The sequence below is a fragment of the Pseudomonas sp. GW821-FHT03E01 genome, assembly GCF_059420765.1.
Window position 1 is genome coordinate 1 of the sequence record NZ_JBWKUI010000020.1, and the last position, 16212, is coordinate 16212.

Here is a 16212-nt window from a genome sequence, read left to right on the forward strand (position 1 = left end):
GGCGTCCCCTAGGGGACTCGAACCCCTGTTACCGCCGTGAAAGGGCGGTGTCCTAGGCCACTAGACGAAGGGGACACACGTACAACATTCACTCCCTACCGCGTTTCGCTGTGTGCTTTACGCTGTAAGTGGCGCGCATTCTATGGATGGATTGAGGGGTCGTCAACCCCCAGATATAAATTTATTTAAATCAATGACTTCGCCCTGCTTTTGGCAGCGATTCAGGCTTTTGTGTCGCCTGACCTTTGGCGCCTATATTCTGGCATCCACCAAGACGCTATAGTCCATGCCGAGATGATGGCAATGTGCACCTCGCACGCTATTTACTTATAGAAGCGGCATTGCGGCCGATATAAGAAGAGCTATAGCCGATTCACTCGTCGAGCAACCCTATGCGCCCATATGCCAAGCCAACTACACTCGACTCGAACGCGAACCCCATAAAGAGGTCTTACCGGTGACACCACTCATGATCACCCTGCTAGTCGTAGCCGGGATCGCACTATTGATCGCCATTGGCTACATGAACCATGTGGTGGAAAACAATAAGCTGGAAAAAGCCCGCACCAAGGTTGAACTCAACGACCGCCTGCGTCGCTGCGGCGAAATCACCGAGACCTTTCCCGGTCAGTTCATGACACCCGCGCTCAAGTTGCTATTGACCCGTCTGGAACTGAACGTCTGCCAGCGCCTGCTCAACCTGGAAAAAACCAGCCCCACGCTCAAGCCACGGATTACCGAGCTGAGTGCCTTGGTTGCCCAAGGCGAATCGATCCCGGTCAACAACCCGCCGGCACCGATCCAGACCGAAGCCAAGGCCAAAGACGTGCGCTTCCTGCTCGAAGCCCTGCATGGCCAGATCACCCGTGCCGCACAGGACGGCTACCTGCCGACCAACGAAGCCAAGCACTGGATCCGCGAGGTCCGCCACATCCTGGTCCTGCTGCACATCGAGTTCTTCAACAACCTTGGTCAGCATTCCCTGCAACAGAACCAGCCAGGTCAGGCCCGACTGGCCTTCGAACGCGGCGTGCAATACCTGCGCAAACAGCCGGAGCCCCAGGTATACAGCGAACAACTCGAGTACCTGGAAAAACTCCTGGCCCGCGCCAACGACCAGGTCATGGACAAGATCGCCCCGGTTGAAGGCGAAGTGAACCAACTGACTGAAGGGCTCAAAGACGTCGAGGCTGATGCCGACTGGAAGAAGAAAGTGATCTACGACTGATCATGCAAATGCTGAAAAGCCACCGGGTCAGGTGGCTTTTTTTTTGCGTTGGGATTGATGGCCACCAGAATCAATAGATTATCCGGACGCAGCCCGAGCCTTCGGCAGCTGCTACAGCTTGAAATGCCCCACCATCCCCCTCAACTCACTCCCCAACTGCGCCAGTTCAATACTCGACGCCGCATTGCCCTGCATCGCCAATGAAGACTGATCCGCACTGGCGCGAATGCTCGTGACACTGCGATTGATCTCCTCGGCCACCGAGCTCTGCTCCTCCGCAGCCGCTGCAATCTGCTGGTTCATCTGCTGAATCAGCGACACCGCCGCCGCAATACTCCCCAATGCACTTTCGGTCTGCAACGCATCGCTCACCGCCAGCTTCACCAACTCGCCACTGCTCTGAATCTGCTGCACCGACGATTGCGCCGCCGAGCGCAAGGCACTGACCAGGCGTTCGATTTCCTCGGTCGATTGCTGGGTTCGCCTGGCCAGCGCCCGAACCTCATCGGCCACCACTGCAAAGCCCCGGCCCTGCTCGCCGGCACGCGCCGCCTCGATGGCCGCATTGAGCGCCAACAGGTTGGTCTGCTCGGCAACGCTTTTGATCACGCTGAGCACCGTGCCGATGTTCTGGATTTCTGCACTGAGGCTTTCGATGCTGGAGCTGGCCGAGGTGGCCGAGTCCGCCAGTTGCTCAATTCGCGCCATGCTCTGACGCACCACCTGCTGACCGCTTTCGACCTTGCCATCGGCAGTCTGCGCCGCCTGGGCGGCCTCCTCCGCATTACGTGCCACATCGTGCACCGTGGCGGTCATCTGGTTCATCGCAGTGGCGACCTGCTCGGTTTCTTCTTTCTGGCTGCTGACTTCAAGGTTGGTCTGCTCGGTCACCGCCGACAGCGATTGCGCAGAGCTTGCCAGCTGTTCGATACCGGCCTGCAAACCACTGACAATGCTGCTGAGCCCCGCGCCCATTTGCTGCATGGCTTGCATCAACTGGCCGATCTCGTCACGGCGGGTCACCTCAATCGTCGCGCTCAAATCGCCCGCGGCGATCTGCTGGGCGACACGGATCACGCTGCGCAGCGGTGCGACGATCAACCGGGTAATCACCCACGCGGCAATCAGCCCGACCAGCAAGGCCAGTGCCGAGGAGCCGATGATCAACAGCGAGTTCTTTTTCAGCTCTGCCTGCATCGACCGGTCTTCGGCAACGTAGGCCTGATCCACCCGCTCCACCACTTGCGCGGCGCGCTGGTGGAGTTGCTCGGAGACGGTCTTTTCCTGCGCCAACAACCCGGTGTACTCGGCGAGTTTTTCAGTGAAACTGCCGATATGACCCGACACTTCATTGAGGACCGTCTGGTAACCCTCATCCTTTACGGTAGCTTTCAACTGTTCGGCCTGGGCCAGCGCCTGGTCGGCTTGCTCGATCTTGCCCTGCCCGGCACTGTCGTCGCCCTTGCGGCTCTGATCCAGGCGTACGTGCGCTTCGTTCATGGCCTGCAACATCAGTCGCGAGACCTGGCTGACCTGATTCGCCTGCTCGATGAATTGCGCACCGTCCTTGCCCTCGGACTCCTTCAAGGCATAGGCGCCATCATCGCTAAGCCCGGACTGCAGCACATCCAGGTTATTGGCCACACTGGACACCGACCAACTGGCCATTTCCAGCGCCAGGTCCTTGGCCTGACTCAGCGAGACGAACTCGTCAAAGGCCTTGCGATAAGCCCCCAGAGACTGTTCGACGTCATTCATGACCGGCACGTTGGCTGCGGACTGAGCCTTGAGCTCGGTCGCCAGCGCGATCAACGCGTCCACCCCCGCGTGCAAGGCTTCCACGGTTTTCGGGTCGCCGCGCAAGACGTAGTCCTGCTCAAGCAGACGCACCTTGAGCAAACCGCTGTTGAGCGACGACATCTGCTTGAGCCCGTCGAAGCGATGACTGATGGTTTGCAGGGACCATACGCCAATGGCCGCCACCAGGGCTGTCAACAGCAGCACCAGTACAAACCCGACACCCAGTTTTTTCGCCATACCGAGGTTGGCAAAACGTCCTTGCACGGCCGAAATCATTGCGCTTAGTCCCCTGCCATTGTCTGTGGATGCAGATTCGCAACGGGCTTGTGCCAACACAAGTCTCTGGCGTCTGAATAATGGCCAAAAGCTACGCCAGCGTCGTTTTCAGAACGCTTGAGGTCGATCCTCAGGGTCTGTTGACGTTTGGTGACGACCGCGACGGATGCCAACGTTGCGCAGGGCAAGGCGCGAGGAACGTGGTTTGGTTGTTCCAAATAAGTTCCGAGCAACGCAGCCCTGCGCAACGTTGGCTCCGTCCCTTCGGGTTGCGCGCCAACGTGCGCGAGGCTGCGTTGCGGGATTTGCCAAGGGAACAACCATTGGCGGCATCCCGCGCCTTGCCTCGCGCACGTTGGCATCGCAACGCGGCTCGCCACCAAACGTCAACAGACCCTGGCGGTAGCCTGAAAAAATGCCCGAGCACGAGGATCACAGGCATAGGCAACGTTGATGCGCTGCCAGTCATGAGCCTCGCCGGTGGGGCTGAATGCCGTTGCGCATGACAGACGGATGCCGAAGCGTCGCGCCTGAACCTGCACCTGAACGGCGTCGGCCTTGCGCGATCGCGCCCAGATGAACAGGCCACCTGCGGGTTTGCCGAAAACCTCCCATTCCGCGTCTTCAAGCACCTGCAAGGCCGCGTCCCTGTCGGTGCTTAAACGCTGGCGCTGACGCTGCACCAATTTGCGATAGGCACCACTGGCCAACAAAGAAGCCAGCACCGATTCGCTGAACCGTGAAGCACCCATGCTGCTGATCATCTTGACCTCGGCCAGTCGCGCAATGACGTCGGCACCCGCCACGACAAAGCCGACCCGCAACGAACTGCTGAGGGTTTTGGAGTAGCTGCCGACGTAGATCACGTTGTCATCGATACCCAGTGCCGCAAGACGCGTCCCGGGACCGCGGTACAAATCCGCATAGACGTCGTCTTCGATCACCAGTACGCCATGCTTTCTGGCCAGCTGCATTACCTGCCGAGCCACGCCCAAGGTCAAACTGCTGCCGGTGGGGTTGTGATAAAAGCTGTTGATGAACAAGCCACGGGGTTTGTATTTCAGCAACAGTGCCTGGAGTGCTTCGGTGTCGGGTCCGTGAGGCGTTCGTGGGACTTCGATCATGCTGACCCCGTGCAGCCTGAGCAAATCGAACAGCATCGAATAACCGGGGTTCTCCACCACCACGCAATCGCCCGGTTTGAACAACGTGCGCACGATCAGGTCGAGCCCATGACTGGCACCCGCCGTGGTGAGGATTCGACTTTCATCCACCGCGATATCCAGCTGCTTCAGTCGTTTGAGGATCTGTTGGCGCAGGGCAAGCAGGCCCAGCGGTGTGCTGTAGTTGAACAAACCGGCCATATCGGTGCGGCTGACCTGGCGTATGGCATAGCTCAGGTCGTCAGTCTCGCGCCAGCTTTCGGGTAATCCGCCGCAACCCAGCTTCAGATCGCCCGCGACGCCACTCTGCTGCTCAACCCCCTCGAACCAGGAAAAATCCCGTTGCCCGTGAGCGGCAAGCGCCGTTGCCGCGACAAAGAAACCCGCCCCGCTACGCGTGGCCAGCACACCTTGGGCCACTAACCGTTCACAGGCCTCGACAACACTGGATTGGCTGAGCAGATTGATCCGCGCGATTTGCCGCACGGAAGGCAAACGTGTCCCCGGCGACACCTCGCCACGATGGAGCCAGTCGGCCATCGCGTCGACGATTTGCTGCACGACCGGCACCAATGCCTGTCGATCGATTCTCAACTCCATGAGCAAGCAAACTCCTGTCTGTTTTGCGGAAAACAGTTAATCACAGGAGCGCTCGACAAGATGTGCGACAAAACCGCCAAAACCGTCGGTTCTAACCATTTGAAACACAATGCCCGGTGTTTTCACGGAACCGATGGCAGTGTGCGTAATGCTGAGAAACCTGTGGCGAGGGAGCTTGCTCCCGCTTGAGTGCGTAGCACTCACAAAAACCGGCAATGGTTGTCAGATTTTTGGGGCCGCTACGCAGCCCAGCGTGAGCAAGCTCCCTCGCCACAAAAGCAGGTATATCGAAACGCCTGATTAAAACGCCGTAACCCCACCATCCACCGCCAGCGAATGACCGGTGGTGAACGCCGCGCCGTCGCTGCACAGGTACAGCACCGCGCTGGCAATCTCCTCGACCTTGCCGATACGTCCGACCGGGTGCATGGCATTGGCGAACTCGCCCTTCTTCGGGTCCGCTTCATAGGCCCGACGGAACATGTCGGTGTCGATCACCGCCGGGCACACCGCATTCACGCGAATCTTTTTCTTGGCGTATTCGATGGCCGCCGATTTGGTCAGGCCGATCACCGCATGTTTGGAGGCGGCGTAGATGCTCATCTTCGGCGCAGCCCCCAGGCCGGCGACCGAAGCGGTATTGACGATCGCGCCGCCGCCCTGGGCCAGCAGCAATGGCAACTGGTACTTCATGCACAGCCAGACGCCTTTGACGTTGACGCCCATGATCGCGTCGAACTCATCGAGCGTGCCCTCGGCCAGTTTGCCTTTCTCGATTTCGATGCCGGCATTGTTGAAGGCATAGTCGAGACGGCCGTAGGCATTCACGACCTCGTCCATCAGATTTTTTACATCGCTTTCCACAGTGACATTGCAGCGCACGAAGGTCGCGTCACCGCCGGCAGCGCGAATCAGCGCCACAGTGCCTTCACCACCGGTCACGTCCAGATCGGCCACCACCACTTTCAACCCTTCGGCGGCGAACGCCAAAGCGGTTGCGCGGCCAATCCCATTGGCCGCGCCCGTCACAACGGCGACCTGGCCGGAAAACGTCATGCTCATTGTTATGTCCTCGAAGAGAAGAATGTGGGGAGTCACGTGTTTTCAGTTAGCCACAGCGCCTTGTGACACGGCAGCACTATCAGAAGGCCGGTTGGGCGCCCATGAGTGGCAGTGATGGAACTGCCGCCCTGACTATCACTGCACTGGATCGATGTGCATTCGCCGTGTCAGCCAACCTTGCAGCATCGTCCATGAAGGTCTATCAACAAGGCTTCATTCATCTTGAGTGCCTGTCATGACTACCCAGACCAATCGCCAGTTCCTGCTCGCCAAACGTCCCGTGGGGCCAGCTACCCGCGAGACGTTCACCTATCAAGAAGTACCAGTCGGTGAGCCTGCGGCAGGTCAGATCCTGGTCAAGAACGAATACCTGTCCCTGGACCCGGCCATGCGTGGCTGGATGAACGAGGGCAAGTCCTACATCCCTCCGGTCGGCATTGGTGAAGTGATGCGTGCATTGGGCGTAGGCAAAGTCATCGCCTCGAACAATCCGGGCTTTGCCGTGGGGGACTACGTCAACGGTGCCTTGGGTGTGCAGGATTACTTCCTTGGCGAGCCGCGAGGTTTCTACAAGGTCGATCCGAAACTGGCGCCGCTGCCGCGTTATTTATCCGCGCTGGGCATGACCGGAATGACCGCCTACTTCGCCCTGCTCGATGTCGGCGCGCCGAAAGCCGGCGACACCGTGGTGTTGTCGGGCGCGGCCGGTGCGGTGGGCAGCATCGCCGGGCAAATCGCCAAGATCAAAGGTTGCCGGGTGGTCGGCATCGCCGGCGGCGCGGACAAGTGCAAGTTCCTGATCGATGAGCTGGGTTTTGACGGTGCCATCGATTACAAGAACGAAGACGTGATCGCCGGCCTCAAGCGTGAATGCCCGAAAGGCGTCGACGTGTATTTCGATAACGTCGGCGGCGATATTCTCGACGCCGTGCTGAGCCGCCTTAACATGAAAGCACGGGTGGTGATTTGCGGTGCCATCAGCCAGTACAACAACAAGGAAGCAGTCAAAGGCCCGGCCAACTACCTGGCGTTGCTGGTCAACCGCGCGCGGATGGAAGGCTTCGTGGTGATGGATTACGCCGCACAGTTCGCCGCTGCCGGGCAGGAAATGGCCGGCTGGATGGCCAAGGGGCAGCTCAAGAGCAAGGAAGACATCGTGGAGGGACTGGAAACATTCCCGGAGACGCTGATGAAGTTGTTCAGCGGCGAGAATTTCGGGAAGTTGGTGTTGAAGGTATAAAAGCTTCGCGGGCAAGTCGGATCGCCGCACCGCTCGCTCCTACAGGAGCGAGGCTTGCCCGCGAATCGGCGCTTAAGCGATTTCTGCGACGACCGCCGCCAACGCCTTGGCCGGATCCGCCGCCTGGCTGATCGGACGGCCGATCACCAGGTAATCGGAACCGGCATCCAGCGCCTGACGCGGCGTCAGGATGCGGCGCTGATCGTCCAGGGCACTGCCCGCCGGACGAATCCCCGGCGTCACCAGTTGCAACGACGGGTGGGCGGCTTTCAAGGCCTGGGCTTCCTGGGCCGAGCAGACCAGACCGTCCATCCCGGCCTTTTCCGCCAGCGCGGCCAGGCGCAGCACCTGCTCCTGCGGCTCGATGTCCAGGCCAATACCCGCCAGATCCTCACGCTCCATGCTGGTCAGCACGGTCACGCCGATCAACAGCGGTTTCGGGCCGCTGCGCTGATCGAGCACTTCGCGGCAGGCGGCCATCATGCGCAGGCCGCCGGAGCAGTGCACATTGACCATCCATACGCCCATTTCCGCAGCCGCCTTGACGGCCATGGCGGTGGTGTTCGGAATGTCGTGGAACTTGAGGTCCAGGAACACTTCGAAACCCTTGTCGCGCAAGGTGCCGACGATTTCCGAAGCGCAACTGGTAAACAGTTCTTTACCGACTTTGACCCGGCACAGTTTCGGGTCCAGTTGATCGGCCAGCTTCAGTGCGGCGTCACGGGTGGGGAAATCCAGGGCGACGATGATAGGCGTCTGGCAGGCGGACATGAGTGGGCTCTCAGGCAAGTCGAAATCGGCGCGCATTGTAGCGGAACCAGCGCCGCTGCGGGACCCGATGATCGGTAATTCGTCGTCGCGGCTCAGGCAAGACTAGCTGCTGCGGCAATTGTGTCGACCCCGATACACACACGACACGCCCACAACACCCTTCAACGCTACCCTCGTCAGCCGCAACAAGCCCTACAGCACTTCCCGCCTCACGGCCGGACGCCTATGCTGAAGCCACAACCTCGCAGCCTATCTTTGTGGTTGGCAGCCTACCTGGCAGATGAACGCACGCATGCACAACTCCCCAGCACCTCTGAACGACGATCAAAAAGCGCCGGCCGATGACAAACGCTGGAGCATTCGCGCCCTGATCGTCGACGATGACGTTCCGATCCGCGAACTGATGATCGACTACCTGGCCCGTTTCAATATCCACGCCAGCGGCGTCTCTGACGGCGCCGCCATGCGTCAGGCGCTGCAAGCCGAGCATTTCGATGTGGTGGTGCTCGATCTGATGTTGCCGGGTGAAGATGGTTTGTCGCTGTGCCGCTGGCTGCGCGCCGAATCGGACATCCCGATTCTGATGCTCACCGCCCGCTGCGAACCCACCGACCGGATCATCGGCCTGGAGCTGGGCGCCGACGACTACATGGCCAAGCCGTTCGAGCCGCGGGAACTGGTTGCGCGGATTCAGACCATTCTGCGTCGGGTGCGCGACGACCGTACTGAACAGCGTGCGAATATTCGCTTCGACAACTGGCGATTGAACAGCGTGTTGCGCCAGTTGATCGCCGCCGATGGCCTGGTGGTGCCGCTGTCCAACGCCGAATTCCGTTTGCTTTGGGTGTTCATCGAACGGCCGCGCCGGGTGCTCAGCCGCGAACAACTGCTGGACGCGGCGCGCGGTCGCTCGATCGAAGCGTTTGATCGCAGCATCGATCTGTTGGTGTCGCGCCTGCGCCAGAAACTGGGCGACGACCCGAAAGCCCCGCAGTTGATCAAGACCGTTCGCGGTGAGGGTTATCTGTTCGACGCACGAGACATCAGCTGATGCGTGCGCGCTTCGATACGCTGTTCGGCCGCCTGTTCGGCGTGCTGTTGGTGGCGATCGTACTGGCGCACTTGTTAGCTTTTTTATGGTTCAAACATTACGGGCCGCCCCCGCCTCCCCCACCGCCACCGGGTTTTTCCGAGCGCTTCGACGGCCCTCCCCCACCAATGGACCCGCGTTTCGGCAATCGACCACCGCGGCCATGGTTCGGCGGGCCGCTGGTGCCACTGACCTTTCAGTTTGTCTCGCTGATCATCGCCGCCTGGTACGGCGCCAAGCTATTGACCCGCCCGATTCAGCGCCTGAGCGACGCCGCCGAGCGCCTGAGTGAAAATCTCGACAGTCCGCCGCTGGATGAGTCCGGCCCACGGGAGGCGCGGCAAGCGGCGCACACTTTCAACCTGATGCAGAAACGCATTCTTGAACAAATGCAGCAACGTTCGCGCATGCTCGGCGCGGTGTCCCATGACCTGCGCACACCGCTGTCGCGACTCAAGCTGCGGCTGGAACAGATCGACGATGAGAAGCTGCAAGGCCAGATGCGTCAGGACCTGGACGACATGATCGGCATGCTCGATTCCACCCTCACCTACCTGCACGAGCAGCGCACCAGCGAGGCGCCACAATGGATGGACGTGCAAGCGCTGGTGGAGTCCCTGAGTGAAAACGCCCAGGACCAGGGCGCCGACGTCCAGGCCCGCGGCCATTGTGCCCCGCTGCAGGTTCAACCGATGGCTTTGCGCTCGTGCATCAACAACCTGCTGGACAACGCCTTGCGTTATGCCGGGGACGCGCTGATCACGCTTGAGGACAGTCGCGAACAACTGGTAATCCGGGTCATTGACCATGGCCCGGGTATCGCGGCGGAAAAACGTGAAGCGGTGTTTGAACCGTTCTTTCGCCTGGAAGGTTCGCGTAATCGCAACTCCGGCGGCGTCGGCCTGGGCATGACCATCGCCCGGGAAGCCGCGGAGCGTTTGGGCGGGCAGTTGAGCCTGGAAGAAACGCCCGGCGGTGGTCTGACCGCCGTCATCCGCCTGCCCCGCGTCTAAGCCCGCATCCACAGGATCCGGGTCTGACTGGATAAGTTGTGTGTACCCATCGGTACAAATCCCACATACCCACGACAACTTGCCCCTTGAGGCTGCATAAGCCGGTGCACCCACCGGTTTCCCATTCCAAGGAGTGAGCACAATGATCGGTAGTGTCAGCAGCTACACGAGCTATACCAGCACCAGCAGTACCGCCACCAACAGCGCCCGTAGCCAGCAATTCCAGAAAGAACTGCTCGCCAAACTCGACAACAACAGCGACGGTGCGGTGGATCAGGATGAGCTCAAGAGCGCCCTGTCGCAGAAAAACGACGATGGTCTGCTGGTCAGCCTGAGCAAGAACTTCAGCGATCTGGACAGCGACAAAAGCGGCAGCCTGAGCAGCGAAGAGATGGCCGCGATGGCCCCTCCGACGCCACCGCCGCACGATCAGGCACCGAACACCGAGCTGGCCGATGCGCTGATCAGCGCTTTGGACAAAGACGGCGACGGCGCCATCAACAGCGATGAGCTGAGCAATGGCCTGACCAGTGCCGGCAGCACGGCCGACAGCTCGAAAATCTTCTCGGCCCTGGACAAGAATGAAGACGGCACCGTCAGCCAGGACGAACTCGCCGCCAGCCTGACCCCGCCGCCACCGCCACCTCAGCAGATGTCCAGCGAAGAGCTGTTCAGCCAACTCGATACCGACAGCGATGGCAGTGTCACGGCCACGGAACTGAGCAGCGCGTTGCAGGCGAGCGACAGCACTTCATCGACCGCCACCGACACCAGCGCCGCGTTGCTCAAAGTACTCGATAGCGACAGCAGCGGTGGCGTCAGCAACGATGAACTGAAAGCCGTCCTGCAAGCCGGCCGCGAGCAGAACTCCGACAGTTCCACCCATCAGTTCAACGTGACCGAAGCCCTGAACAAAATGATCGCCAACCTGAGCAAGCAGTATTCGCTCGACAACGTGGCGACCGTAGGCAAACACCTGAACGTGGCGACCTGAGTCAAAAAACTTCGCGGCCCTAAGACCCAACAAAAAACTTAGGGCCGGCGATCTTCAACCCGAGCCTGGCTCTTGCTCCAATCGGTCAACAGGCTGTAAGCCACTGCCAACAACGTCGGGCCGATGAACAGGCCGATAAACCCGAACGCAATCAACCCGCCAAACACCCCGAGCAGCACAATCACCAACGGCAAATTCCCGCCCCGGCTGATCAGGTACGGCTTAAGCACGTTGTCGACCCCGCTGATAATGAACGTGCCCCAGATCCCGAGGAACACCGCCATTCCGTACTCACCCTTCCAGGCCAGCCACGCCGTGGCCGGAATCCACACCAACGGCGGCCCCATCGGAATCAGGCTCAGCAAGAACGTCACGATCCCCAGCACCAGCGCCCCAGGCACGCCGGCAATCAGGAAGCCGATCAACGCCAGCACCGCCTGCGCCGCCGCTGTGCCGATCACCCCGTTGACCACCCGTTGCACGGTGCCCGCCACCAGTTCGATGTAATACCCGGCGCGGTCGCCAATCAGCCGCTCCAGCAACCCATGGACAAACACCGCCAAACGCGGCCCGTCCCGGTAGAAAAAGAACACAAACACGATACTCAGCGTCAACTCGAGGATCCCGCCGCCAATCTGCGCACTGCGTGCCAGCAACCAGTTACCGACCTGACCCAGATAGGGCTTGATCGCCAGCATCATCGCCGCACCTTGCTGATCGATGCTGTTCCAGATCCCCACCAGCCGCTCGCCGACCAAAGGAATACCGCCAACCCAGGCCGGCGCTTCAGGCAGACCATCGACCTGCACATCCTTGATGAACGCCGTGGCATCGCGCACGTGATCCGCCAGGTTGAACCCCAGCCACACCAGCGGCACCGCCACCAGCAGCATCCAGCCAAGCGTCAGTAACAGCGCCGCCAGGGATTCACGACCATTGAGCCAACGGGTCAACAGACGCATCAACGGCCAACTGGCAAACGCCAGCACCGCCCCCCAGAACAGCGCCGACCAGAACGGCGCCATTACCCATAAACTCGCGCCAAACAGCACCAGCAGCAGGATCTGCACCAACAGCCGATCGTTATTGACCATGTAAGATCCCGAAAAAAGTCAGTCCGCAAAGAATTGGCGAATGCGCAGAACGCATTCGCCAAATGAAGCTTATCGCAACAGTTCGAAGTGCAGGCCAGAGCCTTCGACGCTGCCGGTTTCCATCCGCGCCGTGCGCACGCCCTGGCCGATCAACGCCTGGCGCCAGGCTTCGGCACTGGGCCCGGAAACGCTGACTCGCAGTGTGGTGTCCAGGTTCAGGCCTCGGGAAATCAAACGCAGCCAGGTGTCGTCAGGGTCGCCGTCGAGTTTGGGGAAATCGAGTTTCCCGGTGCTTTTGAGCTGGCGCAGCAACGTCGGGGACGTCGGCAGCAAATCACCCAACGGCGCCGAGGCATCGAACTGTTCGACGTGCAGATAAGCCCTGCGATTACCGCGAGTGATGCTGTAAAGCGCCACCAGGGTGTTTTCTTGGGGGGCCGCCAGACGCAGCAGCAAATAAGCCTGCTGATTATCGGCGCCATAGAGCTTGGCGTTACCGAAGACTTCATTGGCCCACAGGCTGCTTTCCCCACAATCCCGGGCCTGACACCAGAACAACAGCTCGGCGCCCTGCTTTTGCAAGGCTTCGCGGGCGGCGGTGAAGGCATCGGTGGAGGAATGCTCCGGTGGCAATTCGTAGGTGACCGAGGTGGTTTGACCGCGAGCGGTGACCTGGCCGTCGAAACGCAATTGGCCGCTGATCTTGCGGATCGAACCCAGCGGGTAAATCCGCTCGAGTTCTACCGTCGGGCGATAGTCGACGATCTGCGCATCGGTTATGCGCGGCACGATAGGCAGGTCCTGACTGCCAGGAATGTCAGCGGCCAATAACCAGGGACTGAAACTGCACAGCGCCAGCAGAGTGAGTGAACGCATGGATAGGTTCATCGGATCAACATGGCCTGGGCACCCTTGATGACACTGGCATCATCGATGCGCTCCGGCACCCGCAAACCACGCTGCACCGCAGGGCGTGCTTCCATGGCGGCCAGCCAGCGTTGCAAGGCAGGCAAGCCGTCCACCGAGACACCGGACCAGTCATGGCCACGGACCCACGGAAAGGTCGCGATATCGGCGATGCTGTACTCGCCCGCCAGGAATTCCACGGTTTGCAGACGCGTGTCTAGCACTTCATACAAGCGTCGGGTTTCATGTTGATAGCGATCGATGGCGCCCTGGAGCTTTTCCGGGAAGTAGCGGAAAAATACGTTGGCCTGGCCCTGCATCGGGCCGATGCCGCCCATCTGGAACATCAGCCACTGCAACACCACCGAGCGCCCTTTCGGATCCTGTGGCAGCAGTTTGCCGGTCATCTCGGCGAGGTAAATCAGAATCGCGCCGGACTCGAACACGGCGAAATCGCCATTGGCGCGGTCGACAATCGCCGGAATCCGGCCATTGGGGTTGATCTTGAGGAACTCCTCGGACTTCTGTTCCTTTTTGTCGAAACTCAAGGCATGCACCGTGTAGGGCAGGCCGAGTTCCTCGAGCACGATAGAGACCTTGTGGCCATTCGGGGTCGCTGCGGTGTACAGATCTATCATGGTTGTCTCCCATTTCAACCCGCCCAGCCTCGACAGTTGCCCGACGCAAGTCAAGGAACGGCGAAGAACCGATTGAAACAGTCTGCGACAAGACCGGCACCGGGTTCGTCATTGAGGTGCAAGTGATGGCCGCCAGGCAACTGTTCATGGCTAAAGGGTAGACGTTCCAGCAACTCGGGATGTTTGGCGAGCATGCCGTCAGCCGCGACCACCAGGTGTGCAGGACAACTGATGCGCTGGACGAAAGCCATCGCCTGCTCAGTGGTCAGACGCAGCGGCGACGGTAGCGTCAGGCGGTTGTCGGTGCGCCAGGTATAACCGCCCGGCACCGGCATCAAGCCGCGCTGGGCCAGCAGTTCAGCAGCTTCGCGACTGACCGCCACCAAGCCTTTCATGCGCGCTTCGATGGCCCGGTCGAGGGTGTTGTAGACCGGTTTGCGTTTTTCCCGCAGGTCCAGCTGCGCTTGCAGTGCCATGCCCATGCGCTCGGCGGCGTTTTCGCCTTTGTCTGTAGGAGGAATGATGCCGTCGATCAACGCCAGGTGAGTCACCCGCTCCGGCAACGACCCGGCCAGCACCAGCGAGACGATCGCCCCCAGGGAATGCCCCAGCAGCGCAAAACGTTTCCATCCCAACTGCTCGGCCACTTGCAGCACGTCGTGGGCGTAGTCCCACAGCGCATAACCGGCGCCGTTCGGCCGATGTCCCGAGTGACCGTGCCCGGCCATGTCCAGCGCGATGATGCGCAAGCCGTTGAGCTTCGGCGCCAACCGGGCAAAGCTGTTGGCGTTATCCAGCCAGCCATGCAAGGCAATCACCGGCAAACCGTCCTCGGGACCGAACAGGTGCGCCGCCAACTCGATATGCGGCAGGCTCAGGCGAACTTCTTCAACAACGCTGCTCATGCGCAATCCTGTTGGCGGCGACTGTCCCAGCGACTGAACAGATTCTTCAGCAGCGTGGCCGTGTCTTGTGGACGTTCGAGGGGAAACATGTGGCCACCGGGCAGGGTCAAGGACTCGCCCAGCGGCATGCGCCCGACGGATCGGGCGTGATGACGCATCACCACGCGGCTCTTGTGCCCGCGAACTACTGCCAGCGGCACTTTCAACTGTCGCGCGCGGCCAGGGCTGGTGTGCGGTACGCCGCGGTAGATGCTGATTTCCGTGGCTGGGTCGAAACGCAGGCGCAGCTTGTCGCCGACCTTTTGCAAACCATGTTGAAGATAGGCTTCGAAGCATTCCGGGTCGAAGCCACGAAACAGGGTTTTACCGGCGAAATACAGGCGGGCCGCTTCCAGATCGGCGAACTCTTCCCGTCGTCCCAACGTGCGACCGGCCGGGGTCAGGCGATCGATGAAACCGAAGCGTTTGGCGGCACGGATCACCCATTGATCGGTGCGGGTCAGCACCGGTGAATCGAGCATGACCACGCCGCGATACAACTCAGGGCAACGCAACGCGGCGTGCAGGTGCAGCACGCCGCCGAAAGAGTGGCCGACGCCCCAGACCGGCTCCGGCTGCTGCTGGAGGTGATGAATCAGCTCATCCACCAGATTGCTCCAGTTGTCGTCCGCCGGAAAACGCGGGTCATGGGCGTGCTGCTCCAGATGCGCCACCTGGTACTCGGGCGCCAGCGCCGCGAACAACTTGCTGTAGGTCCCCGAAGGAAAGCCATTGGCGTGGGCGAAAAATATCTGTTGCGACATACCGGCAGATCCATGTGCGAAAAACAGACGTTGATTGTCCGTAAGACGGCGTCCCACAGCAATGACCGTAACTGACAGGAATGATGACAGTCGGGTCAGGGCTATGGCGGGGGAGCAAGAATGCCCCTCGCCTTGCTACACAGAACATGTCGAAACTCATCGCGCCGGCGGTTTCTCCCCCAACGGCACCACCGCCATGGTCAGGCGCGACACACAACTGGCCTTGCCCTCATCACTGGTCAAGCGAATATCCCAGACATGGGTGGTGCGCCCGATGTGAATCGCCTTGGCCACCGCCGTCACCCGCCCGCTGCGCAGACCGCGCAAATGGTTGGCGTTGATTTCCAGGCCCACACAATAAAACTTGCTGGCGTCGATGCACAGGAAACTGGCCATCGAGCCAACGGTTTCGGCCAGCACCACCGAAGCGCCGCCGTGCAGCAAGCCATAAGGCTGGTGCGTACGGTGGTCGATGACCATGCTCGCGGTCAGGGACTCGTCATCGAAGGCTTCAAAGCGAATATCCAGCACTTCGCCGATGGTGTTTTTCTGGATAGCGTTCAACTGCTCGATGTTGGGAGTGGTGCGCCACAGAGTCATCGTTGCGTTCCTTTGTTGGTGTTGTTCGT

At 60.4% G+C, this 16212-nt stretch carries 15 protein-coding genes, 1 tRNA gene and 1 pseudogene; 5 read left to right on the plus strand and 12 right to left on the minus strand.

The genetic code is table 11. The features are described 5' to 3' along the window. Positions 1-2 precede the first annotated feature (2 nt). Positions 3-75, minus strand: a tRNA-Glu gene (locus tag AC07VO_RS26995). Positions 76-469: 394 nt separating this feature from the next. Here AC07VO_RS26995 and AC07VO_RS27000 point away from each other — a divergent pair. Continuing rightward, positions 470-1228, plus strand: coding sequence for a hypothetical protein (locus tag AC07VO_RS27000; protein ID WP_064616541.1), 759 nt, complete (start codon positions 470-472; stop codon positions 1226-1228). A gap of 111 nt (positions 1229-1339) precedes the next feature. Here AC07VO_RS27000 and AC07VO_RS27005 read toward each other — a convergent pair whose 3' ends face one another. From AC07VO_RS27005 to AC07VO_RS27020, 4 genes and pseudogenes are all read right to left on the minus strand, one after another. Next, positions 1340-2221: a methyl-accepting chemotaxis protein gene (locus tag AC07VO_RS27005; protein WP_371861333.1), complete on the minus strand. Its 882-nt coding sequence runs from the start codon at positions 2219-2221 to the stop codon at positions 1340-1342. Next, a pseudogene (locus AC07VO_RS27010) lies at positions 2201-3304 on the minus strand (HAMP domain-containing protein); the annotation flags it as partial. The pseudogene AC07VO_RS27010 and the gene AC07VO_RS27005, both read right to left, overlap by 21 nt. A 386-nt stretch (positions 3305-3690) precedes the next feature. Next, positions 3691-5067, minus strand: a complete 1377-nt coding sequence (locus AC07VO_RS27015; protein WP_111455156.1) for an aminotransferase-like domain-containing protein — start codon at positions 5065-5067, stop codon at positions 3691-3693. A gap of 300 nt (positions 5068-5367) precedes the next feature. Next, complete coding sequence (locus AC07VO_RS27020; RefSeq protein WP_495007684.1) at positions 5368-6129, minus strand: SDR family oxidoreductase; 762 nt, start codon at positions 6127-6129, stop codon at positions 5368-5370. 235 nt (positions 6130-6364) lie between these two features. Here AC07VO_RS27020 and AC07VO_RS27025 point away from each other — a divergent pair, with 235 nt between their 5' ends. Beyond that, positions 6365-7369, plus strand: coding sequence for an NADP-dependent oxidoreductase (locus AC07VO_RS27025; protein ID WP_018926267.1), 1005 nt, complete (start codon positions 6365-6367; stop codon positions 7367-7369). Positions 7370-7441: 72 nt separating this feature from the next. Here AC07VO_RS27025 and pyrF read toward each other — a convergent pair whose 3' ends face one another. Then, complete coding sequence (gene pyrF, locus AC07VO_RS27030; RefSeq protein WP_167331181.1) at positions 7442-8140, minus strand: orotidine-5'-phosphate decarboxylase; 699 nt, start codon at positions 8138-8140, stop codon at positions 7442-7444. Between the two features lie 292 nt (positions 8141-8432). Between pyrF and AC07VO_RS27035 the strand changes: the two genes are divergently transcribed. The 3 genes from AC07VO_RS27035 (at position 8433) to xopAW (ending at position 11237) form a co-directional block, all read left to right on the plus strand. Then, positions 8433-9191, plus strand: a complete 759-nt coding sequence (locus tag AC07VO_RS27035; protein WP_019581208.1) for a response regulator — start codon at positions 8433-8435, stop codon at positions 9189-9191. Beyond that, positions 9191-10243, plus strand: coding sequence for a sensor histidine kinase (locus AC07VO_RS27040; protein WP_018926270.1), 1053 nt, complete (start codon positions 9191-9193; stop codon positions 10241-10243). The genes AC07VO_RS27035 and AC07VO_RS27040 overlap by 1 nt, the downstream gene beginning before the upstream one ends. A 142-nt stretch (positions 10244-10385) precedes the next feature. Then, positions 10386-11237, plus strand: a complete 852-nt coding sequence (gene xopAW, locus AC07VO_RS27045) for a XopAW family type III secretion system calcium-binding effector (RefSeq protein WP_064616533.1) — start codon at positions 10386-10388, stop codon at positions 11235-11237. A 38-nt stretch (positions 11238-11275) separates the two neighbouring features. On the opposite strand, the gene AC07VO_RS27050 is transcribed toward xopAW, so the two are convergent. The 6 genes from AC07VO_RS27050 to AC07VO_RS27075 form a co-directional block, all read right to left on the minus strand. After that, entirely contained in the window at positions 11276-12331 is a 1056-nt protein-coding gene (locus AC07VO_RS27050; RefSeq protein WP_018926272.1) for an AI-2E family transporter, read from the minus strand. 69 nt (positions 12332-12400) lie between these two features. Then, positions 12401-13207: a DUF4892 domain-containing protein gene (locus tag AC07VO_RS27055; protein WP_495007685.1), complete on the minus strand. Its 807-nt coding sequence runs from the start codon at positions 13205-13207 to the stop codon at positions 12401-12403. An 8-nt stretch (positions 13208-13215) separates the two neighbouring features. Then, a complete protein-coding gene (locus tag AC07VO_RS27060; protein WP_018926274.1) occupies positions 13216-13875 on the minus strand; it encodes a glutathione S-transferase family protein in 660 nt (219 codons plus the stop codon). A 50-nt stretch (positions 13876-13925) separates the two neighbouring features. Then, on the minus strand, positions 13926-14780 hold the full coding sequence (locus tag AC07VO_RS27065; protein WP_436275167.1) for an alpha/beta hydrolase: 855 nt from the start codon (positions 14778-14780) through the stop codon (positions 13926-13928). Next, a complete protein-coding gene (locus tag AC07VO_RS27070; protein ID WP_064616524.1) occupies positions 14777-15583 on the minus strand; it encodes an alpha/beta fold hydrolase in 807 nt (268 codons plus the stop codon). The genes AC07VO_RS27065 and AC07VO_RS27070 overlap by 4 nt, the downstream gene beginning before the upstream one ends. Positions 15584-15739: 156 nt before the next feature. Then, positions 15740-16183, minus strand: coding sequence for a hotdog fold thioesterase (locus tag AC07VO_RS27075; RefSeq protein WP_019581216.1), 444 nt, complete (start codon positions 16181-16183; stop codon positions 15740-15742). Positions 16184-16212: the final 29 nt, after the last annotated feature.

Coding starts and splice junctions, on each gene's coding strand:
- AC07VO_RS27005 (WP_371861333.1), bottom strand. CDS start 2,221: ATGCAAGCCATGCAGCAAATGGGCGCGGGGCTCAGCAGCATTGTCAGT.
- AC07VO_RS27025 (WP_018926267.1), top strand. CDS start 6,365: ATGACTACCCAGACCAATCGCCAGTTCCTGCTCGCCAAACGTCCCGTG.
- AC07VO_RS27020 (WP_495007684.1), bottom strand. CDS start 6,129: ATGAGCATGACGTTTTCCGGCCAGGTCGCCGTTGTGACGGGCGCGGCC.
- AC07VO_RS27050 (WP_018926272.1), bottom strand. CDS start 12,331: ATGGTCAATAACGATCGGCTGTTGGTGCAGATCCTGCTGCTGGTGCTG.
- AC07VO_RS27065 (WP_436275167.1), bottom strand. CDS start 14,780: ATGAGCAGCGTTGTTGAAGAAGTTCGCCTGAGCCTGCCGCATATCGAG.
- xopAW (WP_064616533.1), top strand. CDS start 10,386: ATGATCGGTAGTGTCAGCAGCTACACGAGCTATACCAGCACCAGCAGT.
- AC07VO_RS27070 (WP_064616524.1), bottom strand. CDS start 15,583: ATGTCGCAACAGATATTTTTCGCCCACGCCAATGGCTTTCCTTCGGGG.
- AC07VO_RS27040 (WP_018926270.1), top strand. CDS start 9,191: ATGCGTGCGCGCTTCGATACGCTGTTCGGCCGCCTGTTCGGCGTGCTG.
- AC07VO_RS27035 (WP_019581208.1), top strand. CDS start 8,433: ATGCACAACTCCCCAGCACCTCTGAACGACGATCAAAAAGCGCCGGCC.
- AC07VO_RS27055 (WP_495007685.1), bottom strand. CDS start 13,207: ATGCGTTCACTCACTCTGCTGGCGCTGTGCAGTTTCAGTCCCTGGTTA.
- AC07VO_RS27075 (WP_019581216.1), bottom strand. CDS start 16,183: ATGACTCTGTGGCGCACCACTCCCAACATCGAGCAGTTGAACGCTATC.
- AC07VO_RS27060 (WP_018926274.1), bottom strand. CDS start 13,875: ATGATAGATCTGTACACCGCAGCGACCCCGAATGGCCACAAGGTCTCT.
- AC07VO_RS27015 (WP_111455156.1), bottom strand. CDS start 5,067: ATGGAGTTGAGAATCGATCGACAGGCATTGGTGCCGGTCGTGCAGCAA.
- AC07VO_RS27000 (WP_064616541.1), top strand. CDS start 470: ATGATCACCCTGCTAGTCGTAGCCGGGATCGCACTATTGATCGCCATT.
- pyrF (WP_167331181.1), bottom strand. CDS start 8,140: ATGTCCGCCTGCCAGACGCCTATCATCGTCGCCCTGGATTTCCCCACC.